The following is a 13,445-nucleotide window of genomic DNA, read 5'->3' as shown; positions in this document are numbered from 1 at the left end:
GGCCGGAACCCGGTGCGGGCCCGGACGGGCCCGCACCGTCAGGAGCGAGCACCGAAGGAAAGAACTCTCGTGAACATCGTGCTGTACGCGGTGATCGTGCTGTTCTGGGGCACCACCTGGATCGGCATCAAGTTACAGCTGGGCAGTGTGGATCCGGCCGTCTCGGTCGCGTACCGCTTTCTGCTGGCCGCCCTCTGCATGTTCGTCTGGACCGGTGTGCGCAGGCTGCCCATGCGCTTCCCGCTGCGCAGCCATCTGCGTCTCGCACTCGTCGGTCTGCTCATGTACTCGGTCAACTACGTACTCTTCTACTACTGTTCCGAACACCTGATCTCCGGACTGGTGTCGATCATCTTCTGCCTCTCGGTCGGGTTCAACATCGTCAACGGCCGGATCTTCCTCAAACGGCCCATCTCCCGCACCGTGGTGCTCGCCGCCGCCGCCGGCCTGGTGGGGCTCGCCATGGTGTTCGGCAAGGACATCGCCGACACCAAGGCGTCCTCGGGCCTGCTGACCGGTGTCCTGCTCGGCCTCGGCGCGACCCTCCTGTTCTCGTTCGGCAACATCGCCTCCTCCTGGAACCAGACCAGCGGGGGCCTGCCGGTCGTGCAGTCCACGGCGTGGAGCATGCTCTACGGCGGGATCTTCACGACGATCGGCTGCCTGTTCGCGGGGAACTCGTTCACGGTGGAGCCCTCGTTCCGGTACGTGGCGGGCCTGGCGTACCTGTCGGTGTGCGGCTCGGCGATCGCCTTCGTCACCTACCTGACGCTGCTCTCACGCATCGGCCCCGACCGTGCCGCGTTCGCCACCGTGGCCTTCCCGGTCATCTCGATGTCGCTCTCGACGATCTTCGAGGACTACCAGTGGAGCGCGCTGGCGGTGTGCGGCGTGCTCGTCGTCCTCGCGGCCAACGCGGTCATCCTGGCCGGTCCCCAACTGCGCCGCCTGCTCGGCAGGTTGATGCCGGACGCCGCGGGAGCGACCGGCGCCGCCGCGACGGCGGAGCGTCCGGCGGTGCCGGAGAGCAGAGGCGGCCGTGGCTGAGCCGGGCGGGGCCGTGGCGGTCCCGGCCCCGGCCGCGCACCCGGGCCCGCACCCGAACGGCCGGGCGCCGGGACGCTATTACCTGCTCCCCTATGCGGGCGGCGGCCATGCGGCCTACCGCCTGCTGACCGACCACTGGGCGGCCCGCCCGGACCGGCATCCCGCGGCGGTGCCGTTCGCCTGGGACTCCGCCCGGTACCTGGGCGGGAGCGGGCTGCGCGGACTGGCCGGGGAGCTGGCCCGGCGGATCGCCGACGACCTGGCGGCCCGCCCGGTGGACCGCTACGGCCTCTTCGGACACAGCATGGGCGCGCTCCTGGCGTACGAGACGGCCGCCGCGCTGCTGGAACTGGACTGCCCGCCACCCGCCGTCCTCGCCGTCTCCGGGCGGGTCGCGCCCCAGTACGGCTTCCGACCGGCGGTCGACCTCGACGATCCGAGGAGCACGGCCGAGTATCTGCGCTCCTGCGGGGGTGCGCTGGCGCAGGCCGCCGAGGACCCCGAGTTCGTCGAACTCGTCCAGGAGCGGCTGCGGGGCGACGTACTGCTCGGCGCCGAGCACGTCCACCAGGAGCGGCCGCCCCTGCCACTGCCGGTGATCGCCCTCGGCGGCCGCGACGACCCGCTGGCCGCCCACGAGGAGATGGCCGGGTGGCTGCGGCACGGAGTCGGCACCGGGGAACTGCGGCTCTTCCCGGGCGGTCACTGGTTCCTGTGGGATCACGTTCCGGCCGTGGCGGCACGGCTGGCAGAGGCTCTGCGAACCGGGGCGGTCACGGCCGAAGGTGGTGAAACCACCGAAAGGCCTGCGGAATGCCGGAATACGTTTCCCGGGAGTAACACTGCGTAATGCGCAGGCAATGCCGAATACCGGTTTCTCCCCCGGTTCCCTTCCCGCACAACACGTCGCACAGACCCGGGAAGACCACCGCAGCAACAGCGGCACGTAATCACCAAAAGCCCCGAGACACCTGAACGGATCAAGGTGCGTCCTGCGGTTCTCACCATGCGGACCGGGCGAATCGGCAGTAATTCCGGCGCTTCTCCCATGGAGTACCGCTCTGCATTACCTCGTGTCATAACAAGAGCGTCACAGCATTGGTCAGACTCTCCTCCACGTTCCCCACACACGCTTAGAGTCACGGCCAGTCACCGCGCCGTGGGTTTGTCAACTTCGGCCAGGCGTGCGGCTCGACCGTTTCCATCGGGAGACGGTTGTCCAGCGGAAAGGACTGATCGTGCGTCAACGTTCCCTCATCGCCGTCACCGCCGCGCTGGCGGCGGGAGCACTCACCCTTACCGCCTGCGGCTCGCGCGACAGCGGCGGCAAGGGCTCGGACTCCAAGGGCGGCACCACCGTCGTCATCGGCGTCGACGCCCCCCTCACGGGCGACCTGACCGCGATCGGCCTGGGCATCAGGAACTCGGTCGACCTCGCCGTCAAGCAGGCCAACAAGCTGAAGATCGTCGACGGCGTCACATTCAAGATGCAGGCCTTGGACGACCAGGCCCAGCCGTCGTCCGGCCAGCAGAACGCCTCCAAACTGGTGTCCAACGCAGATGTCTACGGCGTCGTCGGCCCGCTGAACTCCAGCGTCGCCCAGTCCATGCAGAAGGTCTTCGACGACGCCAAACTGGTCGAGGTGTCCCCGGCCAACACCAACCCGACGCTCACCCAGGGCAACGACTGGCAAAAGAGCAAGGTCCGCGGGTACAAGTCGTACTTCCGCACCGCGACCACGGACGCCATCCAGGGCCCGTTCGCGGCACAGTACGTCTACAACAAGGCCAAGAAGAAGAAGGTCTTCGTCATCGACGACAAGAAGACCTACGGCGCCGGCCTCGCCAGCACCTTCAGCGAGGAGTTCAAGAAGCTCGGCGGCACGATCGTGGGCACCGAGCACATCAACCCCGACACCAAGGACTACTCGGCCGTCGCCACCAAGGTGAAGAACTCCGGCGCCGACATCGTCTACTACGGCGGCGAATACCCGCAGGCCGGCCCGCTCAGCAAGCAGATCAAGGCCGCCGGCTCCAAGGTCCCCCTCGTCGGCGGCGACGCCGTCTACGACCCCACCTACATCAAGCTCGCCGGCCCGGCCAGCAACGGTGACCTCGTCACCTCCGTCGGCGCCCCGCTCGACCAGCTGCCCTCGGCCAAGGAGTTCCTCGCCAACTACAAGGCCGGCGGCTACTCCGAGGAGTACGGCGCCTACGGCGGATACGCCTACGACTCCGCCTGGTCGATCATCCAGGCCGTGAAGAAGGTCGTGGACGACAACAGCGGCAAGCTGCCCAGCGATGCCCGCGCCAAGATCACCGCGGCCGTGCAGAACGTCTCCTTCGACGGGGTGACGGGCAAGGTCTCGTTCGACGAATACGGCGACACCACCAACAAGCAGCTCACCGTCTACTCCGTCACGAACGGCGCCTGGAAGACCGTGGAGTCCGGTACCTACAACGGTGGCTGACACCACCTCACATCTGCACCACCGATGAGCCGCGCGGGGCGTCCCACTGGCGCCTCGCGCGGACTCACATCCGGACATCCGGCACATCCGTCGCACATCCGAAAGTCTCGGAGGACTTGCGGTGAACGAACTGCCGCAGCAGCTGGTCAACGGCCTGCTACTGGGATCCATGTACGGGCTGGTCGCCATCGGGTACACCATGGTCTACGGCATCGTCCAGCTCATCAACTTCGCCCACGGCGAGATCTTCATGACCGGCGCTTTCGGCGCCCTCACCGTCTACGCGTACGTCCTGCCCGACGGCACGTCCATGTGGATCGCCCTCCCGCTCATGCTCATCGGCGGCATCCTCGTCGCCGTTCTCGTCGCCGTGGGAGCGGAACGGTTCGCCTACCGCCCTCTGCGCAACGCACCGCGTCTGGCCCCGCTCATCACGGCCATCGGTCTCTCGCTCGCCCTCCAGCAGGCGGTCTGGGCCTGGTACCCCGACGCCAAGTCCGCGCGCACCTTCCCGCAGATCGGCGGCGGCCCCTTCCACATCGGCAACGTCACCATCCAGACCGGTGACATCTTCCTGCTGATCGCGGCTCCCGTCAGCATGGCCTTTCTCGCCTACTTCGTCATGCGGACCCGCACCGGACGCGGCATGCAGGCCACCGCGCAGGATCCGGACACCGCCAAGCTCATGGGCGTCAACACCGACCGCATCATCGTGATCGCGTTCGCCCTCGGTGCCGCCTTCGCCGCCGTCGGCGGTGTCGCCGACGGCCTGAAGTACGGCCAGATCGACTTCCGGATGGGATTCATCCTCGGCCTCAAGGCCTTCACCGCCGCCGTCCTCGGCGGCATCGGCAACATCTACGGCGCCATGATCGGCGGCGTCGTCCTCGGCATCGCCGAGACCCTCGCCACCGCCTACATAGCCGACCTCCCCGGCATGGAGAAGTTCGGCACCCAGTCCTGGGCCGACGTCTGGGCCTTCGTACTCCTCATCCTCGTGCTGCTGTTCAGGCCGCAAGGTCTGCTCGGTGAGCGCGTCGCGGACAGGGCGTGACACCGATGACCACACAGACCACCGCGCCGAAGACCCCGAGCACCCCCGCCGGCAGCGCGGCCGGCCTCATCGGCCTCCCGCCGCGCCTCGGCCGTGCTCTCGCCACCGGCGGCGGCCTCCTCACCATCGTCTCCACCTTCCTGGCCTGGACATGGACCCAGGACTTCCCCGGCGACCTCACCATCAACGGCTACCCGGGCGGCCTGCAGGTCCTGGTGCTCATCAGCGCCGTCCTGACCACGCTCCTCGGCCTCGCCTCCCACGGCGTCAAAGGGCTGGGGTGGCTGGCCCCGGCAGGCGCGGACGCGGCGCTGAAGTTCGCCGCCCTCGCCACCTTCGCCACCGCCTGGTACACGGTCATCGCGATCAGCGTCGAACTCGGCGGCCTCGTCAACCTGGAGCCCGGCGGCTTCCTCGTCGCCGTCACCAGCCTGGCCTCCCTCGTCGGCGCCCTCGCCCTCCCCTTCCAGCGGCCCGAACCCGACCCCCTCGACCCGGACGCGGGCCGCGTCGAGCGCGTCAAGCACCGCTCCGCGCACACCTGGGAGACCGTCAAGGCGGCCTTCACGGCGGACCGGCCGCGCCCGCTCGGCAAGCTTCCCGCCTACGCCGAGATCCTGATCATCGTCGCCGTACTCGCCGTGTCCCTGACCGTCTTCACCTACGGCATCGGCACCGAGTACGACGAGTTGTTCATCGGCTTCCTGATCACCGCCGGCTTCGGCTTCGCCGCCCTGAGCAAGTCCGGTCTCATCGTCCACGCCTCGCAGATCACGAGCCGGCACCAGAACATCACCGTCTGCGGCGCGTTCGCCACCGCCGCGCTGTTCCCCTTCACCCAGACCGACGACCAGTACGCGACGTTGGGTGTCTACATCCTGATCTTCGCCACCGTCGCCCTCGGTCTGAACATCGTCGTCGGTCTCGCCGGTCTGCTGGACCTCGGTTACGTCGCCTTCCTCGGCGTCGGCGCCTACGCGGCTGCCCTGGTCTCGGGCTCCCCCAGCTCGCCGATCCACGTGCACTTCCCGTTCTGGGCCGCCGTCCTGGTCGGCGCACTCGCCTCCCTGGTGTTCGGTGTCCTCATCGGCGCCCCCACCCTGCGGTTGCGCGGCGACTACCTCGCCATCGTCACGCTCGGCTTCGGTGAGATCTTCCGGATCACGGCCAACAACCTCGACGGCACCTCCGGCCCCGACATCACCAACGGCTCCAACGGCATCTCCTCGATCCCCAACCTGAAGATCCTCGGCTGGGACCTCGGCGCCCAGCACGACGTCGCCGGCTTCACCATCGGCCGGTTCGCCAACTACTTCTTCCTGATGCTGATCATCACCGCGGTGGTCGTCCTCGTCTTCCGGCGCAGCGGTGACTCCCGTATCGGGCGGGCCTGGGTCGCCATCCGCGAGGACGAGACCGCCGCGCTCGCGATGGGCATCAACGGCTTCCGGGTCAAGCTCATCGCCTTCGCCGTCGGCGCCAGCCTCGCCGGCCTCGCCGGCACGGTCCAGGCACACGTCACCTACACGGTCACACCCGAGCAGTACTACTTCGCCGGCCCCGTCCCGCCGAACTCGGCGTTCCTGCTCGCCGCGGTGGTCCTCGGCGGCATGGGCACCATCGGCGGCCCGCTCATCGGCGCCTCGCTGCTCTTCCTCATCCCGAACAAGCTCCAGTTCCTCGGCAACTACCAGCTGTTCGCCTTCGGTGTCGCGCTCATCCTGCTGATGCGCTTCCGGCCGGAGGGCCTCGTCCCCAACCGGCGCCGCCAGCTCGAGTTCCACGACGAGGCCGAGGCGCCCGCGGTGCTCGGCAAGACAGGGGCCTGATCCGAGATGACCACGCAGACCATCACCCGAGGCGAGACCGTCCTCGACGCCCGCGGCGTCACCATGCGCTTCGGTGGCCTCACCGCGGTACACAATGTCGACCTCACCGTGGACAGCGGCGAGATCGTCGGCCTCATCGGCCCCAACGGCGCCGGCAAGACCACCTTCTTCAACTGCCTGACCGGCCTGTACGTCCCCACCGAGGGCGAGGTCCGGTTCAAGGGCCAGGTGCTGCCGCCGAAGTCCTTCAAGGTCACGGCGGCCGGTATCGCGCGTACGTTCCAGAACATCCGGCTGTTCGCCAACATGTCGGTCCTGGAGAACGTCCTCGTCGGCCGGCACACCCGGACGAAGGAGGGCTTCTGGGCCGCCATTCTTCGCAGCCCCGGCTTCCACCGGGCCGAGCGGGCCTCCCGCGAACGCGCCATGGAACTCCTCGAGTTCGTGGGCCTCGCGCACAAGGCCGAGCACCTGGCCCGCAACCTGCCCTACGGCGAGCAACGCAAGCTGGAGATCGCGCGCGCTCTGGCCAGCGAACCCGGTCTGCTGCTCCTGGACGAGCCGACCGCCGGCATGAACCCGCAGGAGACCCGCGCCACCGAGGAACTGGTCTTCGCCATCCGCGACAAGGGCATCGCCGTCCTCGTCATCGAGCACGACATGCGGTTCATCTTCAATCTGTGCGACCGCGTGGCTGTGCTCGTGCAGGGCGAGAAGCTGGTCGAGGGCGACAGCGCCACCGTCCAGGGCGACGAGCGGGTCGTCGCCGCCTATCTGGGCGAGCCCTTCGAGGACGCTCCCGGCGCGGAGGAGATCGCCGAGGTCGAGGCCGCCGAGGCCCAGGCCGCACCCACCACGGACGCCGCGCCCGGCAAGGAGAGCGACCGATGACCGCACTGCTCGAGGTCGAGGACCTCCGCGTCGCCTACGGCAAGATCGAGGCCGTCAAGGGCATCTCCTTCAAGGTCGAGGCGGGCGAGGTCGTCACCCTGATCGGCACCAACGGCGCCGGCAAGACCACGACCCTGCGCACGCTGTCGGGCCTGCTCAGGCCCGTCGGCGGCCAGATCAGGTTCAACGGCAGGTCGCTGAAGAGGGTCCCCGCCCATCAGATCGTCCAGCTCGGCCTCGCCCACTCGCCCGAGGGCCGGCACATCTTTCCGCGCATGACGATCGAGGACAATCTGCGCCTCGGGGCGTTCCTGCGCAACGACAAGCCGGGCATCGAGCGGGACATCCAGCGGGCCTACGACCTGTTCCCGATCCTCGGAGAGCGGCGCAAGCAGGCCGCGGGCACCCTCTCCGGCGGTGAGCAGCAGATGCTGGCGATGGGCAGGGCACTGATGTCCCAGCCGAAGCTGCTGATGCTGGACGAGCCGTCGATGGGCCTGTCGCCGATCATGATGCAGAAGATCATGGCGACGATCGCCGAGCTGAAGTCCCAGGGCACAACGATTCTGCTGGTCGAGCAGAACGCCCAGGCGGCACTCTCGCTCGCCGACCACGGCCATGTCATGGAGGTCGGCAACATCGCCCTGTCCGGCACCGGCCAGGACCTGTTGCACGACGAGTCCGTGCGCAAGGCGTACCTGGGCGAGGACTGACCGGGAGGACCGACCGGTACGACGAGGCCCGCGCCCCCTTCTCCGGGGCGCGGGCCTCGTCGTACGAAGGGAGATCAGCCCTTCTTCGCGGCCTTCTTCTCGTCGTTGTCCGCGATGACCGCCTCGGCGACCTGCTGCATCGACATACGGCGGTCCATCGAGGTCTTCTGGATCCAGCGGAAGGCGGCCGGCTCGGTCAGCCCGTACTCGGTCTGCAGGACGGACTTCGCGCGGTCGACCAGCTTGCGGGTCTCCAGGCGCTGGGTGAGGTCGGCGACCTCCTGCTCCAGCTGCTTCAGCTCGGTGAAGCGGGAGACGGCCATCTCGATGGCCGGTACGACGTCGCTCTTGCTGAACGGCTTGACCAGGTACGCCATGGCGCCGGCGTCCCGGGCCCGCTCGACGAGGTCGCGCTGCGAGAAGGCGGTCAGCATCAGGACCGGCGCGATGGACTCCTCGGCGATCTTCTCGGCCGCGGAGATGCCGTCCAGCTTGGGCATCTTCACGTCCAGGATGACCAGGTCCGGCTTGTGCTCGCGGGCCAGCTCCACGGCCTGCTCGCCGTCCCCGGCCTCGCCGACGACGGTGTACCCCTCCTCCTCGAGCATCTCTTTGAGGTCGAGCCGGATCAGGGCCTCGTCCTCGGCGATGACGACTCGGGTCGTCAGCGGAGGCACGTGCGACTTGTCGTCGTCGGGCGCGTCTACGGGCTGGGGCGACTCGGCGGTCACGGGGGCTCCTCGTTCCAGGCAGAGGTACTGCTGACAAGAGCCTACCTAGCTACGGTATGGTGGACGCGCGGAGGGTCGGGGGAAACCTTTGATTCTGCGAGCCCCGGTAGCCCAATTGGCAGCAGGCAACGGATTCAAAACCCGTACAGTGTCGGTTCGAGTCCGACCCGGGGCACTTTTCCTTGGATTCCAAGGTCAGCGCTTCTGATGGGCCCCTCTCAACGAGGGGCCTTTTGTCGTCGTGGGGATCTCTACCGCGGGCTGTCGTCCTCGCCGATGTGGTGAACCCGGACCATGTTGGTCGAGCCGGAGACCCCGGGCGGGGAACCCGCCGTGATCACCACGACGTCGCCCTTCTCGCAGCGGCCGTACTTCAGCAGCAGCTCGTCCACCTGTTCGACCATGGCGTCGGTGGAGTCGACGTGCGGACCGAGGAAGACCTCGGCGCCCCAGGTCATGCTGAGCTGGGACCGGGTGGCCGGCTCCGGGGTGAAGGCGAGCAGCGGGATCGGCGAGCGGTAGCGCGACAGCCGGCGTGCGGTGTCCCCGGACTGCGTGAAGGCCACCAGGAACTTCGCGCCGAGGAAGTCGCCCATCTCGGCGGCGGCCCGGGCGACCGCGCCGCCCTGGGTGCGCGGCTTGTTCCGCTCGGTCAGCGGTGGCAGGCCCTTGGCGAGCATGTCCTCCTCGGCCGCCTCGACGATCTTCGCCATGGTGCGCACGGTCTCGATGGGGTACTTGCCGACGCTGGTCTCGCCGGAGAGCATCACCGCGTCCGTGCCGTCGAGGACCGCGTTGGCCACGTCGGAGGCCTCGGCGCGGGTCGGCCGGGAGTTCTCGATCATCGACTCGAGCATCTGGGTGGCGACGATGACCGGCTTGGCGTTGCGCTTGGCGAGCTTGATCGCACGCTTCTGCACGATCGGCACCTGCTCCAGCGGCATCTCCACGCCCAGGTCACCGCGCGCGACCATGAGCCCGTCGAAGGCGGCCACGATGCCGTCGAGGTTCTCCACGGCCTGCGGCTTCTCGACCTTGGCGATCAGCGGGAGGCGGCGGCCCTCCTCGGCCATGATCCGGTGCACGTCCCCGGCGTCGTCGCCGCTGCGCACGAAGGAGAGGGCGATGACGTCGAAGCCGGTGCGCAGCGCCCAGCGCAGGTCGTCCTCGTCCTTCTCGGAGAGGGCGGGGACCGAGACGGCGACGCCGGGGAGGTTCAGGCCCTTGTGGTCGGAGATCATGCCGCCCTCGACCACCCGGGTGCGGACGCGGGGGCCGTCGACGGCGGTGACCTCCAGGCAGACCTTGCCGTCGTCCACGAGGACGCGCTCACCGGGAGAGACGTCGGCCGCGAGGCCGGCGTAGGTGGTGCCGCACCGATGGCGATCGCCCTCGACGCCCTCCTCCACGGTGACGGTGAAGGTGTCGCCGCGTTCAAGGAGTACGGGGCCCTCGGCGAAACGGCCGAGCCTGATCTTCGGGCCTTGAAGGTCGGCGAGGATCCCGACGCTGCGGCCGGCCTCTTCGGCCGCCTTGCGCACCCGCCGGTAGCGCTCCTCGTGATCGGCGTGGGTGCCGTGGCTGAGATTGAAGCGGGCGACGTCCATTCCGGCGTCGACCAGTGCCTTGATCTGGTCGTACGAGTCGGTGGCGGGCCCCAGAGTACAGACGATCTTTGCTCGGCGCATACGTCGAGCCTAGGCCTTACCCGCGGGTAGAGAATCGGCCGGACATGACCACTCAACAACCTTTGCGTAAAGGGTTATTGACAAGTGTTGAATTGTGCGGCCACTCGCTCCAATGAGCGAATTCCGCCCGTCCGGACGGCCGCCGACGCCTCGGTCCACGTCGAGAAGCCGGGCGACACCGGCGGCCCGCCCGGACTACGCCCCGACCGTCACCTTCCTTCGACCAGGGGGGTGAGGTGCAGTTCCTGCCGGGCCCGCGGAATCCGGGGCCGGGTGCTCTGGAGACCGAAGGTCGTGAAGGCCGTTCTCGCGGCCGGCGGGTAGGGGTTCTCCCCGGTGAGGGAGTTCAGGATGGCGGCGCTGCGCCAGGCGGCGAGGCCCAGGTCGGGCGCGCCCACGCCGTGCGTGTGCAGTTCGGCGTTCTGGACGTACACCGAGCCGGTCACGGACGGGTCGAGGACGAGCCGGAACTCGTCGTCGATCCGCGGGCGTTCGCTGTTGTCGCGGCGCATGTAGGGGTCGAGTCCGGCGAGGATGCGGTCGAGCGAGCGCTCACGGTAGCCGGTGGCGAGGACGACCGCGCCGGTGGTGAGCCGGGAGCGGCTGTCCTGCTGGAGATGTTCCAGATGGAGTTCGACCTTGGTGGTGGCGATCCGGCCGGCCGTGCGCACCCGGACGCCCGGGGTGAGGACGGCGTCGGGCCAGCCGCCGTGCAGGGTGCGCCGGTACAGCTCGTCGTGGATGGCGGCGATCGTACCGGCGTCGATGCCCTTGTGCAGCTGCCACTGCGCGGCGATCAGCCGGTCCCGGACGGGTTCGGCGAGTGCGTGGAAGTAGCGGGTGTAGTCGGGGGTGAAGTGCTCCAGGCCGAGCTTGGAGTACTCCATCGGCGCGAACGCCTCGCTGCGGCCGATCCAGTGCAGCCTCTCGCGTCCTGCGGGGCGGTGCCGCAGCAGGTCGAGGAAGACCTCGGCGCCGGACTGTCCGGAGCCGACGACGGTGACGTGGTCGGCGGCCAGCACCTCGGACCGGTGGTCCAGGTAGTCGGCGGCGTGCACGACCGGCACCCCCGGGGCGTCCACCAGCGGCCTGAGCGGGTCGGGCACATAGGGCGCGGTGCCCACGCCGAGGACGACGTTGCGGGTGTAGGTACGGCCGAGGGCCTCGGCCTCGCCCTCGGCGTCGAGCTGGGTGAAGTCGACCTCGAACACGTCCCGTTCCGGGTTCCAGCGGACCGCGTCGACCTGGTGGTGGAAGCGCAGCGCGGGCAGGCTCTGCGCGACCCAGCGGCAGTAGGAGTCGTACTCGGCGCGCTGGATGTGGAAGCGCTCGGCGAAGTAGAAGAGGAAGAGCCGCTCGCGGGCTCTGAGGTAGTTCAGGAAGCTCCATGGGCTGGTCGGGTCGACGAGGGTCACCAGGTCGGCCAGGAAGGGCACTTGGACGGTGGCGCCTTCGATGAGCAGGCCGCGGTGCCACGCGAAGTCGGGACGCTGTTCGTAGAAGACGGCGTCGAGTTCGGCGAGCGGGTGGGCGAGCGCGGCCAGCGAGAGGTTGCAGGGGCCGATGCCGATGCCGACCAGGTCGCGGGGGGAAGCGGCGTCGTGGTGTGGGGGGTTGGTCATCCGAGGGTGCCTTCTTCTACGAGTTTCAGGAGCTGGACCAGGTCGTCCGGCCGGGTGTGGGGGTTGAGGAGGGTGGCCTTGAGCCAGAGGCGGCCGTCGAGCCGGGCGCGCCCGAGGACGGCCCGGCCCTCGTGCAGCAGCCTGCGTCGTACGGCGGCCACGGCGTCGTCGGCGGCGTCGGCGGGCCGGAACAGGACCGTGCTGATCACGGGCCGGTCGTACAGCTCGAAGCCGGGGTGTTCCCGCACGAGCGCGGCGAACTCGCGGGCGCGGGCGCAGACCTGGTCGACCAGGGCGCCGAGGCCGGTGCGGCCGAGGCTCTTCAGAGTGACCGCGATCTTGAGGACGTCGGGGCGGCGGGTGGTGCGCAAGGAGCGGTCGAGCAGGTCGGGGAGTCCGGCTTCGGTGTCGTCGTCCGCGTTCAGGTAGTCGGCGTGCCGGTGGAGCACGGCGAGTTCGCGGGGGCGGGCGACGGCGAGCAGTCCGGCGGCGACCGGCTGCCAGCCGAGCTTGTGCAGGTCGAGGGTGACGGTGTGGGCGGCCTCCAGTCCGGCGAGTCTGTCCCGGTGCCGGTCGCTGAAGAGGAGGCCCCCGCCGTAGGCCGCGTCGATGTGCAGCCGGGCTCCGTGGGCGGTGCACAGGCCGGCGATCTCGGGCAGCGGGTCGATGAGGCCGGCGTCGGTGGTGCCGGCGGTGGCGGCGACCAGCAGCGGGCCGGAGAGCGTGGTGAGGGCCTCGTCGAGGGCGGCGAGGTCGAGGGTGCCGCCCGCGGCCGGGACGACCACCGGGTCCGGCAGGCCGAGCAGCCAGGCGGCACGGGGCAGCGAGTGGTGGGCGTTGGCCCCGTGCACGAGGCGCACGCTGCCGCCGTACGCCTCGCGGGCGAGCAGCAGGGCGAGTTGGTTGGACTCGGTGCCGCCGGTGGTGACGAGGGCGTCGGCGAGCCCGGCGGCGTGGGCGAGCGCACGGGTGACCGCGGCCTCCAGGGCGGAGGCGGCCGGGGCCTGGTCCCAGGAGTCCAGGGACGGGTTGAGTGCGCTCACGGCCAGGTCGGCGGCGGTCGCCACGGCGAGCGGCGGGCAGTGCAGATGGGCCGCGCACAGCGGCTCGGCGGGGTCGGCGGCACCCTCCGCCAGGGCGTGCACGAGGACGGGCAGGGCCTCGGGGTCGCCCTGCTCCGGCAGGACGTCCCCGAGGATCTCGACGACCCGCGCGGCGACGGTCTCGGGTCCCCCGGCGGGCAGCGGCCCGCCGCGCGCCCGGCCGCCGGCCGCGAGCGCGTCGAGGACGGTGCCGAGGAGGGGGCGCAGAGCGGCGGAGCCGTGGGGGCCCGACGCGAGGGGCGGCGTGCGCAGAGGTCCGGCGTCGCTCATCGGCTTCCTCCGCTCCTGGGCCTTCC

At 69.6% G+C, this 13,445-nt stretch carries 11 protein-coding genes and 1 tRNA gene; 8 read left to right on the top strand and 4 right to left on the bottom strand.

Features of this window, described 5'->3' with window-relative positions:
* The first annotated feature begins 69 nt into the window (after positions 1-69).
* The 7 genes from AQI95_RS20765 (at position 70) to AQI95_RS20735 (ending at position 8,005) form a co-directional block, all read left to right on the top strand.
* Positions 70-1,047: a DMT family transporter gene (locus tag AQI95_RS20765; protein ID WP_067125520.1), complete on the top strand. Its 978-nt coding sequence runs from the start codon at positions 70-72 to the stop codon at positions 1,045-1,047.
* Positions 1,040-1,897: a thioesterase II family protein gene (locus AQI95_RS20760; protein ID WP_067125517.1), complete on the top strand. Its 858-nt coding sequence runs from the start codon at positions 1,040-1,042 to the stop codon at positions 1,895-1,897. The genes AQI95_RS20765 and AQI95_RS20760 overlap by 8 nt, the downstream gene beginning before the upstream one ends.
* 388 nt (positions 1,898-2,285) lie before the next feature.
* Positions 2,286-3,518: a branched-chain amino acid ABC transporter substrate-binding protein gene (locus tag AQI95_RS20755; RefSeq protein WP_067125514.1), complete on the top strand. Its 1,233-nt coding sequence runs from the start codon at positions 2,286-2,288 to the stop codon at positions 3,516-3,518.
* A 121-nt stretch (positions 3,519-3,639) separates the two neighbouring features.
* A complete protein-coding gene (locus tag AQI95_RS20750; RefSeq protein ID WP_067125511.1) occupies positions 3,640-4,572 on the top strand; it encodes a branched-chain amino acid ABC transporter permease in 933 nt (310 codons plus the stop codon).
* A 5-nt stretch (positions 4,573-4,577) separates the two neighbouring features.
* Positions 4,578-6,401 (top strand): branched-chain amino acid ABC transporter permease, encoded by a 1,824-nt coding sequence (locus tag AQI95_RS20745; RefSeq protein ID WP_067125508.1) that lies wholly within the window; start codon positions 4,578-4,580, stop codon positions 6,399-6,401.
* A gap of 6 nt (positions 6,402-6,407) precedes the next feature.
* Positions 6,408-7,292 (top strand): ABC transporter ATP-binding protein, encoded by an 885-nt coding sequence (locus AQI95_RS20740; protein ID WP_067125503.1) that lies wholly within the window; start codon positions 6,408-6,410, stop codon positions 7,290-7,292.
* Entirely contained in the window at positions 7,289-8,005 is a 717-nt protein-coding gene (locus AQI95_RS20735; protein ID WP_067125501.1) for an ABC transporter ATP-binding protein, read from the top strand. Before AQI95_RS20740 ends, AQI95_RS20735 begins: the two co-directional genes overlap by 4 nt.
* Positions 8,006-8,079: 74 nt before the next feature.
* Here AQI95_RS20735 and AQI95_RS20730 read toward each other — a convergent pair whose 3' ends face one another.
* A complete protein-coding gene (locus AQI95_RS20730) occupies positions 8,080-8,736 on the bottom strand; it encodes an ANTAR domain-containing response regulator (protein ID WP_067125497.1) in 657 nt (218 codons plus the stop codon).
* Positions 8,737-8,836: 100 nt separating this feature from the next.
* Here AQI95_RS20730 and AQI95_RS20725 point away from each other — a divergent pair.
* Positions 8,837-8,911, top strand: a tRNA-Leu gene (locus AQI95_RS20725).
* 76 nt (positions 8,912-8,987) lie between these two features.
* On the opposite strand, the gene pyk is transcribed toward AQI95_RS20725, so the two are convergent.
* The 3 genes from pyk to AQI95_RS20710 all read right to left on the bottom strand — a co-directional run bounded on the left by pyk (position 8,988) and on the right by AQI95_RS20710 (position 13,401).
* Positions 8,988-10,424: a pyruvate kinase gene (gene pyk / locus AQI95_RS20720; RefSeq protein WP_067125495.1), complete on the bottom strand. Its 1,437-nt coding sequence runs from the start codon at positions 10,422-10,424 to the stop codon at positions 8,988-8,990.
* 209 nt (positions 10,425-10,633) lie between these two features.
* Positions 10,634-12,046 (bottom strand): lysine N(6)-hydroxylase/L-ornithine N(5)-oxygenase family protein, encoded by a 1,413-nt coding sequence (locus AQI95_RS20715; RefSeq protein WP_067125492.1) that lies wholly within the window; start codon positions 12,044-12,046, stop codon positions 10,634-10,636.
* Positions 12,043-13,401 carry a pyridoxal phosphate-dependent decarboxylase family protein gene (locus AQI95_RS20710; RefSeq protein ID WP_107121709.1) on the bottom strand — a complete coding sequence of 453 codons (1,359 nt, stop codon included), beginning with the start codon at positions 13,399-13,401 and terminating at the stop codon, positions 12,043-12,045. Before AQI95_RS20710 ends, AQI95_RS20715 begins: the two co-directional genes overlap by 4 nt.
* Positions 13,402-13,445 lie beyond the last annotated feature (44 nt).

It is taken from the genome of Streptomyces yokosukanensis, assembly GCF_001514035.1.
Taxonomy (GTDB): domain Bacteria; phylum Actinomycetota; class Actinomycetes; order Streptomycetales; family Streptomycetaceae; genus Streptomyces; species Streptomyces yokosukanensis.
This window is presented reverse-complemented; position numbering and strand designations above follow the sequence as displayed.